Source organism: Pseudomonas sp. SIMBA_041, assembly GCF_046535095.1.
Taxonomy (GTDB): Bacteria; Pseudomonadota; Gammaproteobacteria; order Pseudomonadales; family Pseudomonadaceae; genus Aquipseudomonas; species Aquipseudomonas mucoides.
In genome coordinates this window covers 163,842-180,748 of record NZ_JAWRXJ010000008.1, presented here as the reverse complement: position 1 = coordinate 180,748, position 16,907 = coordinate 163,842, and the positions used below count along the sequence as shown (strand labels likewise).

The following is a 16,907-nucleotide window of genomic DNA, read 5'->3' as shown; positions in this document are numbered from 1 at the left end:
ACATTCAGGGGCTAAACGCCCCTGAATTTCATTTATGGCAAATGTTACAGCCCCCATCAGCTTCATCCACGCCATACGCATCATCAATATCCAGGTTTTCCTCCCATGGCCGGAGGGGGTTGCGGGGTTTGCGTGCTCTGGTCCTCAGAAGACGAGCTTCATATTCCTTCCGAATGGCATCTACGCGTTCTGGCTTCTCCAAGTCGGACAGTGGTTCGCCCTTACTCCATGTGAATGGAGATCCCTGTGCAAGGGCCGTTTTCTCTAAATCCTTGGCTTCCTGGAACGAATTAGGATGCCGTTCGCGCAAGCGCACCCATTCGATCTTCTGTTGAAAAAAGCAGAACGTGCAACCGCTCCGGCTACGCCACTCATAGTAACGAGGGAGACCTACGCCTGTTGACTCCAGAATCTCAATGACTCCGGCCTTATCGATTCCGTCTGTGCGAAAAGGTAGGACAACTTTGAGATTCTCGTTTTTTGAGGAGTAGCCCTCGCGGTAATCTTCATCCGAGCGGATTGCGACATACGAGAAGACTTTTTCTCCACTGGCAAGCATAGGTCTGGTCCACTCCTCAAACGGCGCCAGCTTCAACTGACGCGTGCACCACCGTGTTTGAGGAGAGGGCAGGAAATTGTTGTACTCCTTAAGCCAGAACTCGAAGTCTCGTCTTGGGTTAAGCCGGAGAATAGGCTTCCCCAAGAAACCTTCAAGGCGGCCAAGAAACTCCTGAACTTCAGGGAGTTCCTCGCCAGTGTCTGTGAAGAAATACTCAATATCTAACTCGGGGCGTGTTTGCCGGACATAGACGGCCAAAGCTGCGCTGTCGCGTCCACCAGAAAGGCCTAGCAAATGCCGTTCACGCATGCTCAGTCTCCTCTTCCTTAGCAATGGTGGTTCCAGCGCGGGCCAATGCCGCAAGTAGCAGATCGCCTTGTAAACCTGATGCCCTCAAAATTTCGAGAACTTTGTCCGCCGTGCCACGGACAGCCTCACGATCCCGCCCTGCGACTTCGAAGTTTTTTGTGACCACGGTTGAAGAGCCACCTGCGCCTATAACCACAGCGAAAGACTCACGTCCAGGTTGCCGTCCTTCAACTGAAACAAATGCTTCGGCCTTCCGGAACGCAAGAGAAAGGTCGGCTACGGCCACAAGGGCGGCATCTACGTCGAGGTCTGTCCAATCCCTAGGTGGCTTGTTTACCGCAAGACTCAAAATACCCTCAATAGAATTGGTAGAGCCGTCGCGCTTGCGTAGTCTCGCAGCAAATCCCTCTAGGCGGAGGTCGCCAGTAACCTTGGAAATATACTCGGCACGCTCCCTTAGCTCTGGATCATCCCCCGCTCTGCCATCAATAGCCTCTGCGAGCCTACTGTCGACCTTCCGGAGCATTTCTGGATAGGCTGCTAACATCTCCATCAATGGAGCTTCTAGCCGCTCACCTATATCAGCTGCTGCTGAGTTGAGGGTCTCAGGAAGGTCCATGAAAAGTAAACGATGGGGATCCGACGCCTTGAGCAGGATGTCACGGACGGCTCGAGCCTCCAGAGAGATGTGTTGAGTGCGTCTTGCCCACATCGGCAGTGAAAACGCCAACGCGACAAGTGCCCTGGCTACCTCAAGTGGAGCATCGCTCGCTGAAGGGAATCCGCAGCGCTTAACCGTAGCCGAAAGCGTCATCAGAGCGCGCTTCCTCTCGCTGTTTTCGTCTACCCAGCGAACCGAAAAGCGACCCGCATCCTGAAGCATTTCGTCGACATCGACGTCAGTCAGCCTCGGTTCAAAAACACCATCTCGGTAAACTGCAATCTTGTCCGAATGGGCAAGCATTAACGCCAATGCTAGGACCGGCATGAGTCCGCTTTTTACACCGTAGGGAGGGCTACCCCAAAGAGCGTACAGCTCCTTAACGGCTACGGTACCCGCGATTCGCGTAGATACCATCTCCAGGCCTGATTCCCATAGCGGATGCAAGTTTCTCTGGTTGAAGGGTTGTGGTGGACAGAACCGCCATGTGCCATCCGGTGTACGTTCATGCAAACCGGTAGAAGACAGCAGTGTGTCATACAACCCTCGCTCAGCCGGGAACCCCTCGATTCCAAGATTTTCGTCAAACGTATTGTCCACCATCCGGTGAAGTAAATCGCGACGCGCTTTAACGCTGTTGGCTGATAGTGCATCCCGATTGACCAGCTCACTCCATACTTTTGGCGCGGCCGAGAAAATCTCGCTGGCCATTTCCGACGCTAGTGATGACAGGGTCTGGGCGCGTTTTGGCTTACCTTCAACTCGCCAATCGGCATGAGTAACAGCTTCTCTAAGGGCCTCCTCAAGTGCGCCTTTGACCGAAGACAAGCGTGCAGCCACCTCTCGGCGGGCTACTGAGTCGCCCTCCAATTCCGGGCGGCCTTCAAAAACGAGCCTAAGGGATAGCAGTTCTGATCCAAGATCTGCAATCAGCTCATGGTTAGGTGGAACCCCGAAGAAAAGCGGGTTTTTCGGCTCAATTGGTAGACTGGAGAGTACTTTGGCAGTCTCTTCGCTGTTGGAGTGGCGTTCTGGCAAAACCAAGGCTAGACGACCAAACTCGCCGCCTTCGGGGTGATACGTTTTTGCTAAACGCTCTGCCTCTTGGACCGAGTGCATAGAAACACCGAGCCATCGGAATGTTCCCGTATCGTTGTAATGCCGCTTGGCAATGACTGGATGGAGATTTGCCATCGCGGTTAGCGTTTTCATGTCGGCAGACGCAAAGGTGCTCCTTGCCTTAGAAACCGCCTCGTCGATATCAAAATCACTACCTTCGAAGATCGTCCAAGCCCCGATGTGCTTTCGATACAACGCAACGCGCCATACAGAAAGTCGCTCCAGCAGAGCCGAGACTTCGCCGGGTGTATTCTCAGGCAAAACGGTCCTGAGCACATTGTCATCTGCGACTAACCCCGAAACCCCTCTGAACATATCAACCAATGCTAGGGATTTCGCTAGTGCCGTCTCGGCCTCGGCGCCACCTTTTGCTGACGTTCTCTCTACAGCCTCCACCGCCTGAGCCCATCTGTGCCCATCGGGAGACGCCAAGATAGCCTGTTCGAGGTTCGCCCGAAGATAATCCCAGAACTGCTCGGGTCCATAGGTTGACTTTCCATCCCATTGTTCAAGAAAGTCCTGAAAACCATGTGGCTCTAGGGAAGTCAAAAACCCAAATACGCTACGCTCGTTCTGCCCGAATTGGCGCCTAGAGGCTGGTCCGAGAAGAGCCGCCGTCACCGGATGAAGTGGCCAGCAACGATCTAAGAGTACTCCCATACCGGCGCCCACAGCGGGGCGGCGCCCTGAGATAGCAGCACCAACGGTGTTGCTTGCTTCAGCTGTTTGTGGATGGGAGATAGTGGTCTCGATTGCTCTGCCGATAAGCTCGACAACCTCGTCCCCCGTTGCCACGAAGGAAACGTCAGAAAAACGTCCTTGAACTTTTGCCCATTCCTCTCGAGCCTCGATGCCTAGACGAGATGCGTATTGGCGGAACGCTTGGTGGAGGATGCCTATAACTACTACTTTCCCCCTACAACGAGCTGCTGTTTCGGCCAAGTCCTGAAAGAAGTGAACGTCGTCGCCACCGGCGGCGGAGGCTTCGAGAAACTTGCCCATTTCGTCAACAATAAGAAGGACGCCTCCGCGCCCTTCGCGCTCAGCTTCGTTAGTTAGGTCCGCGACTAACGTCTCAGGCGTCGAGAAGTTCTCTTTCCCAATGGCTTTATCCAAGGCCCTAGAGATTTCTAACGTAACGCTACCACGCGTTCCTACAACGGGGACGACAAGCCACTCGGCATCATCTGCCGCAAATGCTTTCTGAAAGTGAGGGATATTATCGACAATTGCAGATGCCTCTTGTCGAAGCACTTTGTCATTCGAAACGGAGGCCGCTAGGACTAGAGCAAGCGAAGACTTTCCGCCCCCGTAAGGCCCGGTCCACGTAAAAGCACGCTGATTGGTCCCTGCGATTTGCCGTGTCATCACGGAAAGCGCTTCCTTTGCCGTCTCGGTAAGGACATACCCATCCAACGCATCGGATCTGCCGATGTCTGCGTCAATCCGGACGGAGCGTCGATAATGCCTGACGATCTTTACTGGAGCGTCATCAGCCGCAGTCCCGGAATTAGTAGTCATAAGATTTTCTCAGAAGTTGTGTCATCAGCGTTGCAGGATCGAAATCACCGCGATGGACTTGACGGAGTCCTGAAGTATCCGACCAGCGAAGTTTTCCGTCTGTAAGATCGGAAAGGCAGAATAGGCGCTCTGCGACTGACTCCTCGTCAAGTTTGAACACGCGTCCGGGAGATCCCTGAGCATATGCGACAGTTTCGAACGTTAGTGAGGACTCAGCTCTTCGGTACCGTATCCAATAGTCGAGAAGCGCCCATGCAAAAAACGCGTCTGACAGGGTCGACTTAGGTCCTCTACGAAATGAAAAGACCCCTTTTCGTTCTTCCTGGAGTAATCCTAGTTCGGCCAGCATCGGCTCGGCCGCCTCTTCAACGGATGAGGATGCCGAGCGCGGAGCGTATCCGCGAAGGCATGTGTCTAAGTCGCGGCTGAGCGTAGCTTGCGAAAGCTTTTTCCCACCTGCTACCGAAAGCGCATACTTAGTCAACGTTGGCAGCGCTTCGTCACGGCTGAAGGATTGGGCAGATAAAACGTTGAAGAGCCAGAACCACGTAGTAGATCTTGTTCCACGGCCTGCAAGGCACCAATGCGCAAACCAAGCGGTCACCGGATTTTCGGAGTAGGGGTCAAAGCCTGACGCCCCGAAGATATTCTTGCCTTCGTAAGTCAGCATAAAGTTGCGACGAGACTCGTCTTCAGCGATCACATCACATGCAAGTGCCCAATGCCTGATAGACGCGACCATATTTCTACCGACTCCAAAGTCGGCAATCGCCTTCTCGCTCGAAAAAATGTCCTTTGACAGAAGGCCATCGGCATCTGCCTTGTCCACCGCCTTTTTCAGCCACATCTGGCGTAGAGGAAACGTTTCGTGCCCGGAAAAATGGGCATCTCTCTTTTCGATCTGCGTCGTCTTCATGCGTCCCCGTTCCAAAACTGGCGACCCTCTCCAGTCAGCATTGCGCAGACTGGTGGACTTATCCAGTCGTCCCGGGCCATATCGCCGCATTGTATCCCCGACTAGTCGAGATGTCTTCTCGAGACGTCATGGCTTGAGGGGTATTCAGAGACAATGCTGAATTCACGCAGAGTTTAAAAAACAGATCAACCCTTTTTTTTTTAAAGATTAATTCAGTTAACCTTCACTGCGTAATTTCACCTATATTCACTTCTTTGACTGTGAGAATTGTGCTTTTGATCCGAGCCCTGTGGACGTCGACGCCGAATTGGCCCACGTGCCGACACAAGAGTGCCCCTCCCCAAGTGCGCAGAAATCCAGCACAAGCAATGGTTCGCAAGGAATCAAAATGGGGAAGTGACATCTCGGCAACTGGTTCAATTCTGCGTAGGCGCTAACACCCGTAAGGTTCTGTAGCATCGAACAGATGTGACTTTGACCGACATAGCGCCGGAGCACCTTTGATTTGGCGGCCCTCAGCGAGAACATCTATGACCGATTCGCTCACCCCGTCGCGTCGATAAATTTCGATTCATCCACACGTACGTAGATGGCGCTCCGCCGAAAAAATTGTCTTTGTGATTTTAAGATTGCCGCACCTCTTCTCGTGCTGAATGCTGTAACACGCTCCACCCTCGACTCTGAAGATGTAATCCTCCAGATTGTAAGCATCATCCTCAGCAATACTCACCTCAATAAGTGGTTCCATCACCCAGCTTTTTTCTCCTCTCAAGTAGCCTGGTGAGATCAGATAAGCTTGAGCAAACCATGAGCGGTCATCCAGCTCGAGAAGCATCTGCTGAAGTATCGGAACCGTTGGAATCATGAGCATGCTACCCACAATATCATCGCCGTGATCTCGCACTAGTTCCATGTAGAACCATGGGTAACGCATTTCATGCTCGACAAATTGCCAGTGCTGAACTCCCGCATCCGCAAAAACGCTCATAGGAAGCAGCTCGGCATGGCTATATGTTTTAAACATGGAAAAAACCCTCGAAATATTAACAATAGTTAATGGAGGTCTGGCGTTCAAGGCGGCTTCATCATTCCTTTTGCGGGGATGAAAAAAATGGAGCTGAAACAGGCGTTTGGCATGGCCTTGAGAGAGATGAGGAAGTCTCGCCATCTGAGTCAAGAGGACTTCGGAGGCTGTAGCAGCCAAACCTACCTTAGCCAACTGGAGGGTGGCGGAAAGGGGCCTACCCTTGAAAAGGTGGACGCTCTTGCCGCTGTCATGGACGTTCATCCTTTGACAGTCCTGATGCGCTGCTACCTCCTGCTCGATGACACCGTCACAATAGACTCCTTAATCACCCGCATTCGTAAAGAGGTCACCGAGACGCCCTCCACTGAGTAGCTGGACGCGAGCATTTTTACTGCTCCTGCAACCAATTTTTTGGATCAACTCCCAACGGCACCGATAAGCTATCTGTTGAGGTGAAAGCTTTACGTACTTACAGGTACTACCTTTGCCAGAAAACCCAACGGCTTCATGGCATGCTGGAGCCCATAATGTCTGTCGCAAAATCAATCGCCAAACGAATCCAATACGTGCCTTAGGCGCGGCCTTTTCTCGGTAGCCTTTTCGCGCAGGTTGACAGTCGCGCATCAGTCAACAAAGAGCTCTCTAGACTTTTTCAGGCCGGTGCCCTTGAGCATGTAGTTCGCGGAATCTATAAGCGGCCCAAGGCAAGCAAGTATGGGCAAGGTGCGCGTTAGCCCTCTGGCAGCGATGAGATTAACGACCAAGGCAAACGGGGAGACGGTTCAGATGCGCGGCGCAGAAGCCCGTTCGCACGCTGGGGCTAAGTACACAGGTGCTGGTGTTAGCCACCGTCTAAATCATAGGGACTACACGCAAAATCCACGTTGGAAATGCCACCATCCGTTCGGTCATTGAGGTTATACCGCCCTTGGTCGTCAGCAGAATGTGCATTAGGATCAGTTGATAAGTTCGGCCAACAACCTCTGAACGAGTTAGCTTTATGAGCGACGACAACAAGCTTTCGGAAAACTCCAGCGTCGAGGACATACTCGAGGTCAAACGAGGAGCCAGGGATAGGCAGGTAGAGGCGGTATACGCGGCCGATCTAGAAAGCCTTGAACGGGCGGCCGAGTCGATCAAAGCGGTCTTACGCGGCAATGCTCCCATTCCAAGGCCACAACGATTTAGCAGTCTCGACGAAGAGGAATGAACGCTGGAGTGACCTCGGTGAAAAAAGGAACCACTCAAATCGTCAGCCGCGCCTCATGGCGTTCGAGACAGCACAGCTTTGCCCCCATGACCAGCCCGTGATGCCCTGCCGATCCTGTCTCAATTGCAACCTCTCGCCACAAATCGCACGAGCGGTACCAAATGCCAGAATTGGTGAGGACGCCCTTAACGCGTGCGATTTCGTGACCAGCAGGCGCAGGCTATATTTGTACTAAGTCAAATCACTGTTCGCCTGCCAACCAACCATTTCTTTGGGCGGAGATGTCCAGTGCTGTTTTCGTATTCAGTAGATATGGCCAGCTACTCACATACGTAAAGAGGAGGATCAACTATGGTGTTCAAATCACGCGACCATGGTCACGTAACCTGTCGCATACCGAACTTTTCCCATAGCGCAAAGGACGTCATTGCGGCGATTTAGGACAAAACGAGCCAACCCCCGGATTTCTAAAGGGGTTATCTACAACCTGACCCTGTTTACAAGTGTGATGGGCAAAATTGATAGCAACTTAAGGGAAGGAGAGAGTTATGACGATGCCGAATGAGCGCACGCGCTCGATCATTCAAACCCGAGATTTTTTGATAAGTCTGTCTCGTGATCAAGCACTACCTGAGCCCGTGCGTAACGAAGCCCACCGCCTGTTGCGCCACTATCCTTCGGCGAAAGAGGTACTGCTTGCAGGTAAGGTGGAAGAGCAAAGAGGAGACGCGCATCCATGGGTTTTTCTAAGCTCCAGTATCGACTAATACATCCGATAAATTCGGACAAATAAATCGACTGACATTTCTGCTTAGATGTAGAAGCTAAGGCTTAATCTTACAGTTACTTGATTGCTGGTCGTGACTGTCCGCTAAAGTCTTAACTTCTACACCAATGATGAGCCGGAGTTATAGATGCAACCGGACTTGAGATTTATTTTTTCTTGCGATCAATTCCAGGCACCTTACTTGCTCCCACAACTGGAGATTCTGGGAAAGTACCCTATCACGCTGCGCTCGAACCATCGCAAGTTCACCTTCCAAGAGCAATAATTTAGCTGCCAAACGAACCATTCTCTTTTCATTGTGAGAGCCAGAGTTATTTTTAGTGTCGGCCCGTGAAGCCTCAATCTTTGCCAATATTGGCAAATGTGCTTTACGTGCCCTTTTTAGATAGCCACGATCAAAGCCTGCTTCTAGGCTGACAATGCTTGCCGTAAGCCTTGATGAATTCAAACCCACATGCTCTGGAACAATAGGCTTTCCGTCCAAAAGACGCTGCAATGCTTCCTCGCAAGCAGCTAGCCCCTTACTAAAATATTTAGGAGTCATAATTAAATTTCTACCGCAGCTATTAGACTAGCCTTGAAGGCCAACAGTCGTGAAATTTCACTCTTTACAATTTGGTACTCACCTGAGTTTTCTGCATAATGAGAAGCTTCTTCAGTAGCATCCTCAATAGCAAAATTCAACATCTCTGGTTTGATGATGGCGCCCTCACAGGATAAACACTCAGAGTAATCACCAAGCAGGAATGAATTACAGCGACCAACTTTAGTACAACCTCCTAGTAGCGTTGGCCGGTAACTAATAGCACCATTCTTTACTCGACGCTCGGTATCAGAACGAACATCTTCAATATTTATCTCACCGACAAAAAAACTCTTTTTTTGCTTTTCCATGTATGAGCCAGTACCGCCAAATAGAGGCTCTTCACGAAACAAAAGATCAGAGATTAATTCGTTTGCCACAGACATTGGCATAGCCATCTGAAACTCGAAGGCAATATGATTTTTTGGCAGCATAAAATCTTTTTTCTTTTCATCGTAATAGCCAAAAATGGTACGAAGCTTATCAAAACCGTTAGCGTAGTATCGCGCCATCTGAATCGTCATATGTTTGTATTGCGCGCGAAGTGTTGGCAATGATACAAAACCACTGCTGCTACCATAAAAGGCTAAAGAACGCCTAAATTGATGACTAGATAGAGGCCAAGGTTGCCCAACTGCAAAGGCCAATTCACTATGAAAATCTCGACCTGAGTCACTTTGCGCCAACTCTGCCAAGTCCGCCTCCTGTATTGTCAGAGACTTAAAAGAATCCAGATGAGTTTTTGTAGACGGAAAGCTAGTAACAGCGACCTCCTTGCCGTTCCTAAATTTACTCACAATAGAAGGATTGAGAAATAGCGGACAGCGATCATCTAACTCCACATCATATAACTTTGCGAGACCGCGACAAATCGCCCGGGCAACCTCAACAGCTTTGATAACTTCGCTTGGAGCCAACCAAGCACCAGATTTTTTATAGCCCGCATACTTTGTGGTAGTCGAGAGGACGCTTATCGTTTGAGACTTATCACGTAAAATTTTTTGGTCATCAAATACTGGTTGCCTGACGACTTGCTCGCTCAGGCAGTTAAACGGCATACGCATTACCTCTTGTTCGCGCATTCCGGTGTAGAGATGAATGACCGACTTCGCTACATACTGCATCTTGAGTAAGACACGTTGTAGGTTCTTCCTGAACGGACAAGCAAATTCCTCTGAAAAAACCATTTTAAGACCGTGATCCATAATGGCCTGCGACATATCGGGTCGATAATGCACCCTACCTCCCAGTCCGCGTGCCCTCTGAACACCAACATTAATGCCATAATGCTCGTCACCAAACGACGCGATGAAACAATCTAAGCTATTGCTGCCATTATAAAGCCGATCAAGTATATCTCCCGTAACATTTATCAGGTTCAAATAGATCCGTGTCGGAATGACAGGGTGTTGCTTATATTCAGGCCTGGTCAAAGAAAGACTACTAGGATTCAGTACGGCATATCCAAGGCGCTGTTCGCCCACGCGGACCAACTGACTAAGAATCGCAGATAATACTTTCCCGTCATTAACTTTTTCGCGAATGAAGGATGCTAAATAGACAGGCACAGTAAATAGCTGCTGCAAGGAGAGCACGCCAACGATAGGCTTTTCTCTTTGTGCGAGGCAGAACTGCATCGCTCTGCGTACCACCTGCACCCAATACTGTATCAGCGTAGCCGCGCTTATAGATCCGATTCGTCCACCTCCACCGAAATAAATCAAGCAGTACAAAAGATATTTTGCCTCTTCAATTAGTACACATTCTTCTTCTCCGAAATCAATAAATACAGAGTCAAAATGTATTTTATTAATTTTATTTGCCGAAAGCCTGTAGGGATTAAAATTCCAAACAGACCCACCATATATTGCAGTTGCTTTACCGTTTTGATCACGGCATAAAACGAAGTCTAATGTCGGTTTGGAATATAGATGTAACGCATTATCAGGCTCACAAGAAGCCAAGAACTCCCCACTAGCAAATAGATTACCTATCGACGCTACAACAGAGCTCAAAATACCACCCCCATCATCTCGTAGCGGACCAGCCGCTTTTCCCAAAACAAAGTAAGCATGCCATACTCAAACACGTTTTTTTTGAGCATATCGACTATCTGCCTTACCGACTCAGAGCGCTTGGAAAGCGCGTCAATTATAAACTCGATTCTTATTGACAATTCTTTAAACAAAGCTTCAGCATGCGCCGAATCAGAAGTTACTTTACGTACCGCAGTGATCACGTATTGCAGGCTCAGGAGTTTATGTATGTCCTCCTCATCGGAGTGACAGACATAGTGCTGACAGTATATACAGCCATATTGCGTACGACAGTTAAGTTCAACTAACGGGATACTGGTTCCGCTTAAAATTTCTGGTTGATCAAATCCACCACAGTGGCCAGCCGCTGTCGAGAGCAAATCGCCAGGCGTTTTTTCGCTGCGCTCACGAACTATGGTTGCGGCATGACGCAGGGATTTCCAGAACAGACCGAACTCCTTCTTCTGCTGCTCGAGTGTCCCCTCTGCGTAATACAACGCATTTACGACTTCCGTGTGATTAAGCGATTTCGACACCGTAGACGGAGACAATCGAGCTGAATGTTGCACTAGGCTCTTGTGCTTACGCATTGCGCGCGCGGTAAGAATTGGTACGCTAGAATCGATAAACACACCACTTATAGAATTATAAAAACTCCTCATTGCATGAGTTACCGGAAACTCACCAACCCCCTGATCTCGTTTATATATCCGCGTTCCAAGTTCAGAAATCGAAAAAAAAAGCTTATCGCTCGCACGCCCATTTAATATCCACTCTCGAAGCTTCAAGTACTCCCTCAGCAGTCCGAGACCATTGTTTCGTCCAATATTGTAGAGAGTTGCTTTTCCTCCTGCGCGAAACTTTACAGCCGACAACTCTTTTTTTAGAGGAGATTTTTCTACCTCGAGTGCGTCCTTATAAGTAAACTGGGAAAACTCGCTCGGAGAAGCACCTGTAATGAGAACAAAAAGGCAAGCGTAGGCTTTGGCAGCTAAAGCAGCCAAACAAATTCGATGTCTATGCCTGGCGTTTTTATTAGAACCCTCGAAGTTCTCCAGCGCCCCCTTAACAGCCCGAGCTACGTCTTTACTCTTAACATTTTTTATACCTAGTACCGCACAGTTAGTTATGTATTCCTCAGCGGTTGCAACACGGCGCTCTGCCACATTGTAGAGTGGCACTGGCTTTTTAAACGGTCCAATGGCGCCCACATTCGATGGAAACAATACTACCTCGTAATCCATGATAGCAACGACGCATGGATACGGCTTTGAACCTAGGACAAATGCACTGCATTGTTGAGCGATAGCCATACAGACATCTTTGTATAGTTGAACATGAGAGTCGCATGGAACAACCGAGTTTCTTACAGCGATTATTCTTATAGCTCCCGAGAGAATATGGTGATAACTCTCAGGATACAAAAGTTCAATCAAGCTAATAGCTCCTTCTTGATAATGGTTGGCGCTGCGGGGCTTCAGCTCTTGCATGAATATCCGCTGGTTTAAATACGCCGTATAATCTCGGTATGCTTCTTGCGCTTGTAACTCGCCTTCAAATATCTCACTATAACCAGTAGAATTGAGCCAACTCACAAAATACTGTACACGTACAAAAGTCTGAACAACTGTTTCATCTCGCGCACCGGCAAAAAGCCCCAACAATCTCCTTACTAGTTCTCGCCGACCTGCGACAAGCGACGAAATAATAACGGGCGTACCACGATCGTCATGTATGCTAGAGTTCCTCCCAACCTTACAGTATGCAAGACTGCCGATATCCAATGGTTTCTTTTTTGCCTTAAAAGATAACTGAAGGCGCAGCCCCTCAGGCTCTGAAAAATAATGTGTTGCCTCACGTAAACTTATGATTTTTGTGTCTTGGCGATGCACATACTGCTCTATCTCACGCATCTTCCGCACTCACTTTTAGAGCATTGTAACCACCACCAAATAGATCACTCTCCCATATTTCTTGAGCAATAATTTTCTCATGCGTCATTCTAAACAACTTGAGATAATTCTCAGTTGTGATTCTGGATTCATGATGCATACGCCTTTGAATAAAATCTATGTCTTCCCCGGGCTGAATCAGCCCCTTCTCGACGGCCATTCGTAGCCGCTGGTAGAGTTGATACGCGTACGTTGCTCTTAACCAATGGTAGGAAAAATCTTTCGGAAAACTGCCAGGAATTTGATTAAGCAATTTTCGCTTTATTGTTTCTGTTACCTGTCCCGACGGAGGCGATTTTACCAAGAAGTATCGAGGATCACTTTTCGCCATGTAATAGCAGTTACCTTGATCGGAAAGAAACAAATACATGTTCTCTTCGTTAATCACCAACCGGGGGAAATTTTTCTCTAGATGTGCGCACAGCTTTGCTCGACGACGTTGCATGAGCGAGCTATTAGCTAACATCAAAAGATCTTCAGCAAGTTGCTTCGGAAAATAAATAACTTGCGACTTGTTATTTTTGGTATCCATACCAGTGCCTGGACCCGCGTGAATTTTATACGTGCCCTCCGGGGATAGTCGCTCATCCTTAAAATTATTTAGATGCCTTAACTGCATAGTCAGGACAGTTTGCTTTCGTGCCCCAGTCATCAGTGATGTGAGCAAGATTAGTCGCTCGGTCGCGGACCATTTGCTCTCGTCCCTTATGGCGCCTAGGAACGCTTCAAGTTCAATATTTGAGAGCGGCCTCAGTTCTTCGCCATCCTCACGCACAAAACCAATAGGCACAGCACTATTATTGGAAACCCTCCTTGTCTGGCTACGCTTTTCGACATCTATCAGCCTCGTACCTTTTGCACTTTGGATAACTAGTCGCGCCTGCTTTACCGTATCAACTCGATTGATATCAAGCTCAACCCAACATTCAGCAACGTACTTATAAAAACGATATACGACTGAAGTGTATTGATTAATCACTGCATTACTACGGTTACCGCTATTAATCAAATAATAAAAGTATCTATAGGTAGGGCGTAAAGATGGACGAACACCAGAGAAGTCGAGCCAGCTCTGACCATTGCTTTCACAAAACAAAAGATAATCAAGCAACTTACTAGCTATGCGTCTTATATCATCAGTGCGGCGATTTAACTGTGTTCTCTCAGACAGGAGTCTGTGTAAGTAAGCGTTGGCCTCTTGCCACGGGTCACCATTGGCATGAAACAGGAATGAAAAATGATGTATATCAACTTCGTTCTCTGTTCCTATTTCATTGATCTGATATACACCCTCCACCTCGGCCCCCTCAAGCATCAAGCTCACTGCACCAGGGGTTTCATGGGTAGAAATTTTTGCGAAAGCATTCCGGACACACGGAATGATTATCAGGCGTTTTTTGTGAAGCGGATTGATATAAGACATGACTCACCTTTGATATGGGTGAGTCGACATTAGCGGTTAGACCTTTATGATTCATCTCAACCCATAACACTTCCTCCCTACATCCGGATAAACGAGGTGCGCAGAACCTCTGGTCTGCGCATGCCGTATGCGTGCCACCAAACGTCAATAACGTGTGTTAGGGGAGAAAAATTTCAAGAAAACTGTCAATCATTTCTTCTTAAGCGATTCAACCCAAGGATCTAACTTATGGAATAGCTTCGGGTACCGCCCCTTCAAATCCTTCTTCACCTCGGCATAGGTGCTGCGCCAGAAGCTCGCCAGGTCCTGAGTTACCTGTACCGGCCGCCGCGCAGGTGACAGCAGATGCAGCTTGACCACTTGCCGGCCACCGGCAATGCGCGGGGTCTCGGCCAGGCCGAACAGTTCCTGCAAACGCACCGCCAGAATCGGCGGCTGCTCGCTGTAATCCAGACGAATCGACGACCCCGACGGCACGCTCAGATGATGCGGCGCCAGCTCATCGAGCCGTTGCGGCAGCGGCCACGGCAGCAAGTTATGGACGATGCTCGACAGGTCCAGGTTGGCAAAGTGGCTGAGCCGCGAGACTTTGCCCAGATACGGCATCAGCCAATGTTCAAGGCTTTTGAGCAGCGCAGCATCGCTGACGTCCGGCCATTCACTTTCGCCCTTCCCGGCCATATCCAACTGACGCAACAAGGCCACCCGCGCCTGCCACTGACGCAGCTCCGGAGTCCACGGCAACAGCTCCAGCCCTTTGCGCCGGACCAGATTGACCAACGCCTGACTGCGCGCAGTTTCATCGAGACCGGTCAACGGTTCGCGGCTCAGGATCAGTTCACCGACCTTGCGCTGACGCTCGGCGCGCAACACACCTTCGCGCTCATCCCAATCCAGTTGATCGACGATGCGCACTTGCTCGGCGAGCACCGAGTCGAACAGCGCCGGATCGAAATCCGCCGCCAGATAAATCCTTTCCTCCCGCTGGCCCTGACGACTGCCGAGATCGGCAATCACCAGCCATGCCTGTTTCATCAGGCTGTCAGCCTCGGCGAACAACGCGGCGCGGCCGTTGGCCAAGCGGTATTCCGCCCCCCCGGCACGGCGCTGCTGGGCAACACGGTCGGGATAAGCCAGCGCCAGCAGTGCGCCGAGCCAGCGCGGATGATCCGGATCGCTGACCGGCTCCGAGGCTTTGCCACGCAAATAACCACGATATTGCCGCGCCAGTTGCCGGGCCCGTTGAACGCCACCTTGAGCACCGCGCGCGGCACGTTCTTCGCCGGACAACAGCACCAAGCGACTGTGCAGATCGGCACCCGCGCCGCGCAAGATATCGCGTTCACCGAGCAATGCCGCGACATCGCAGGCCATGTCGGCCAAGCCGAGCGCCTGGCCGCGTAACAACAAATGCGCGATACGCGGATGCGCCGGCAGTTCGGCCATGGCCTGACCGTGTCGGGTCAGCGCGTCACCGTCCAATGCGCCCAGTCGATCCAGCAAGTCCTGAGCCTGGGCATAGGCGGCGGCCGGCGGGACATCCAGCCAAACCAACTGACCCGGCGTCACGCCCCAGCGACCGAGTTGCAACGCCAGGCCGGCGAGGTCCGCCGAGAGAATTTCCGCACTGGCGTAGGCCGCCAGTTGTTCATGCTGATCCTGTGACCACAAGCGATAACACACCCCCGGCTCCAAGCGCCCTGCCCGGCCCGCGCGTTGCGTGGCGCTGGCCTTGGAGATGCGTTGGGTGACGAGGCGGGTCATGCCGCTGCCGGGGTCGAAACGCGGTACCCGCGCCAACCCCGCGTCGATCACCACGCGCACGCCATCGATGGTCAGGCTGGTCTCGGCGATGTTGGTTGCCAGCACCACTTTGCGAAAGCCTGCCGGCGCTGGATCAATCGCCGCGCGTTGGGCATTCAGGTCCAGTTCGCCGTGCAGCGGGCACAGCAGCACCTGCGGGCTATCGCCCAAGGCATCAGCCAATTGTTGATGGACCCGACGGATTTCCGCTTGTCCCGGCAGGAACACCAGAAGGCTGCCGGTTTCATCGTTCAAGGCCTCAAGGATGGTCTGCACCACTCGCGGCTCGATGAACTCACCGGGCTGGAACGGCCGCCCCCAGCGCATCGCCACCGGGTACATGCGACCTTCGCTGCGCAGAATTGGCGCATCGTCGAGCAACCCGGCCAGGCGTTCGCCCTCCAGGGTTGCCGACATCAGCAGGATTTTCAGCGGCTGATCGTCGCGAAACAGCTCCCGGCCATTCAGGCTCAGGGCCAACGCCAGGTCGGCGTCGAGGCTGCGCTCGTGGAATTCATCGAAGATCAGCAGGCCAACGCCTTCCAGCGCCGGGTCGTCCTGCAAGCGCCGCGTGAGGATGCCTTCGGTGACCACTTCGATACGGGTCTTGGGCCCGACTTTGCTGTCGAGGCGAATGCGATACCCGACCGTTTCGCCAACCTTCTCACCCAATTCACTGGCCAGCCGCTCCGCCGCCGCCCGCGCTGCCAACCGGCGCGGTTCAAGCATCACAATGGTCTGCCCGGCCAGCCAGGCCTCGTTGAGCAAGGCCAATGGAACACGGGTGGTCTTACCGGCGCCGGGCGGTGCTTCGAGCACGGCTTCGTGGCGTATCGCCAAGGCGTCACGCAGCGCGGGTAAAACTTCATCAATCGGCAAAGAAATCATGCTGGCTCCCCAGGGCGTGCCCACAGTAAATTGTGAGTCACGTTGAAGCTGTGGACGTTCCAGGCAAGGCGCGGGACGCAGGTAAAGGTCGTTTCCTTGCCAAGTCCCGCAAC

12 protein-coding genes are annotated in these 16,907 nt (G+C 51.2%); 3 read left to right on the top strand and 9 right to left on the bottom strand.

Translation table 11 applies throughout. The features are described 5' to 3' along the window. Positions 1-28 precede the first annotated feature (28 nt). The 4 genes from SB725_RS20585 to SB725_RS20570 all read right to left on the bottom strand — a co-directional run bounded on the left by SB725_RS20585 (position 29) and on the right by SB725_RS20570 (position 6,160). The gene (locus SB725_RS20585) at positions 29-868 is read right to left on the bottom strand and encodes a hypothetical protein (RefSeq protein WP_410922535.1); all 840 of its coding nucleotides are present in this window, start codon (positions 866-868) and stop codon (positions 29-31) included. Continuing rightward, positions 861-4,169: an ATP-binding protein gene (locus SB725_RS20580; RefSeq protein ID WP_410922534.1), complete on the bottom strand. Its 3,309-nt coding sequence runs from the start codon at positions 4,167-4,169 to the stop codon at positions 861-863. The genes SB725_RS20585 and SB725_RS20580 overlap by 8 nt, the downstream gene beginning before the upstream one ends. Continuing rightward, entirely contained in the window at positions 4,159-5,085 is a 927-nt protein-coding gene (locus SB725_RS20575; protein ID WP_410922533.1) for a DUF4007 family protein, read from the bottom strand. The genes SB725_RS20580 and SB725_RS20575 overlap by 11 nt, the downstream gene beginning before the upstream one ends. Positions 5,086-5,656: 571 nt before the next feature. Further along, on the bottom strand, positions 5,657-6,160 hold the full coding sequence (locus tag SB725_RS20570; protein WP_410922532.1) for a hypothetical protein: 504 nt from the start codon (positions 6,158-6,160) through the stop codon (positions 5,657-5,659). 27 nt (positions 6,161-6,187) lie between these two features. Here SB725_RS20570 and SB725_RS20565 point away from each other — a divergent pair, with 27 nt between their 5' ends. From SB725_RS20565 to SB725_RS20555, 3 genes are all read left to right on the top strand, one after another. Continuing rightward, positions 6,188-6,484, top strand: coding sequence for a helix-turn-helix domain-containing protein (locus SB725_RS20565; protein WP_410922531.1), 297 nt, complete (start codon positions 6,188-6,190; stop codon positions 6,482-6,484). 628 nt (positions 6,485-7,112) lie between these two features. Next, entirely contained in the window at positions 7,113-7,322 is a 210-nt protein-coding gene (locus SB725_RS20560; RefSeq protein ID WP_410922530.1) for a hypothetical protein, read from the top strand. A 548-nt stretch (positions 7,323-7,870) separates the two neighbouring features. Then, complete coding sequence (locus tag SB725_RS20555) at positions 7,871-8,089, top strand: BPSL0761 family protein (protein ID WP_410922529.1); 219 nt, start codon at positions 7,871-7,873, stop codon at positions 8,087-8,089. Positions 8,090-8,230: 141 nt separating this feature from the next. On the opposite strand, the gene SB725_RS20550 is transcribed toward SB725_RS20555, so the two are convergent. The 5 genes from SB725_RS20550 to hrpB form a co-directional block, all read right to left on the bottom strand. After that, a complete protein-coding gene (locus tag SB725_RS20550; RefSeq protein ID WP_410922528.1) occupies positions 8,231-8,653 on the bottom strand; it encodes a hypothetical protein in 423 nt (140 codons plus the stop codon). A gap of 2 nt (positions 8,654-8,655) precedes the next feature. Beyond that, on the bottom strand, positions 8,656-10,707 hold the full coding sequence (locus SB725_RS20545) for an integrase (protein ID WP_410922527.1): 2,052 nt from the start codon (positions 10,705-10,707) through the stop codon (positions 8,656-8,658). Beyond that, entirely contained in the window at positions 10,704-12,641 is a 1,938-nt protein-coding gene (locus SB725_RS20540; RefSeq protein WP_410922526.1) for a hypothetical protein, read from the bottom strand. Before SB725_RS20540 ends, SB725_RS20545 begins: the two co-directional genes overlap by 4 nt. After that, a complete protein-coding gene (locus SB725_RS20535; RefSeq protein WP_410922525.1) occupies positions 12,634-14,103 on the bottom strand; it encodes a site-specific integrase in 1,470 nt (489 codons plus the stop codon). The genes SB725_RS20540 and SB725_RS20535 overlap by 8 nt, the downstream gene beginning before the upstream one ends. A 189-nt stretch (positions 14,104-14,292) precedes the next feature. Next, on the bottom strand, positions 14,293-16,794 hold the full coding sequence (hrpB, locus tag SB725_RS20530; protein WP_410922524.1) for an ATP-dependent helicase HrpB: 2,502 nt from the start codon (positions 16,792-16,794) through the stop codon (positions 14,293-14,295). Positions 16,795-16,907 lie beyond the last annotated feature (113 nt).

Bases quoted from the DNA above. Each gene is read 5' to 3' on its own strand.
- SB725_RS20555 (WP_410922529.1), top strand. From the start codon at position 7,871: ATGACGATGCCGAATGAGCGCACGCGCTCGATCATTCAAACCCGAGAT.
- SB725_RS20535 (WP_410922525.1), bottom strand. From the start codon at position 14,103: ATGTCTTATATCAATCCGCTTCACAAAAAACGCCTGATAATCATTCCG.
- SB725_RS20565 (WP_410922531.1), top strand. From the start codon at position 6,188: ATGAAAAAAATGGAGCTGAAACAGGCGTTTGGCATGGCCTTGAGAGAG.
- SB725_RS20585 (WP_410922535.1), bottom strand. From the start codon at position 868: ATGCGTGAACGGCATTTGCTAGGCCTTTCTGGTGGACGCGACAGCGCA.
- hrpB (WP_410922524.1), bottom strand. From the start codon at position 16,794: ATGATTTCTTTGCCGATTGATGAAGTTTTACCCGCGCTGCGTGACGCC.
- SB725_RS20575 (WP_410922533.1), bottom strand. From the start codon at position 5,085: ATGAAGACGACGCAGATCGAAAAGAGAGATGCCCATTTTTCCGGGCAC.
- SB725_RS20550 (WP_410922528.1), bottom strand. From the start codon at position 8,653: ATGACTCCTAAATATTTTAGTAAGGGGCTAGCTGCTTGCGAGGAAGCA.
- SB725_RS20540 (WP_410922526.1), bottom strand. From the start codon at position 12,641: ATGCGTGAGATAGAGCAGTATGTGCATCGCCAAGACACAAAAATCATA.
- SB725_RS20560 (WP_410922530.1), top strand. From the start codon at position 7,113: ATGAGCGACGACAACAAGCTTTCGGAAAACTCCAGCGTCGAGGACATA.
- SB725_RS20580 (WP_410922534.1), bottom strand. From the start codon at position 4,169: ATGACTACTAATTCCGGGACTGCGGCTGATGACGCTCCAGTAAAGATC.